The organism is Mesorhizobium sp. M00.F.Ca.ET.216.01.1.1 (assembly GCF_004010325.2).
Classification (GTDB): Bacteria; Pseudomonadota; Alphaproteobacteria; order Rhizobiales; family Rhizobiaceae; genus Mesorhizobium.
Genome location: NZ_SADR02000470.1, coordinates 1 through 297, shown reverse-complemented (window position 1 = coordinate 297; position 297 = coordinate 1). Strand labels below are relative to the sequence as shown.

Here is a 297-nt window from a genome sequence, read left to right as displayed (position 1 = left end):
CTTGCAATCGCCGGAAACAGCGCGCCCGGTCAGTTGGTCGCGACCTTCGCCTTGCCCTTGTCCTGATCCTTGAGCTGGCTCCAGGCGTTCTGCTGGGCGAGCATCTGGCGCAGATAAGCGATGTTGGCCTGCGCCTGCTCGGGCGAAAGCTCCTGCGAGGCAATCTTTTCGGCCTCGTCGAAGCGGCCCTGCAGGCCGACGACCAGCGCCAGGTTCTGCCGCACGCGGCTGTCGGCGTTCGGCTGCTGCACGGCCGAGCGCATGTAGGTCTCGGCTGTGCGGAGATCCCCCTCCAGC

Annotated in this window: 1 pseudogene; it reads right to left on the bottom strand. The window is 66.7% G+C overall.

The features are described 5' to 3' along the window. Positions 1-29 precede the first annotated feature (29 nt). Positions 30-297 (bottom strand): annotated as a pseudogene (locus tag EN859_RS37005) (pilus assembly protein TadD); the annotation flags it as partial.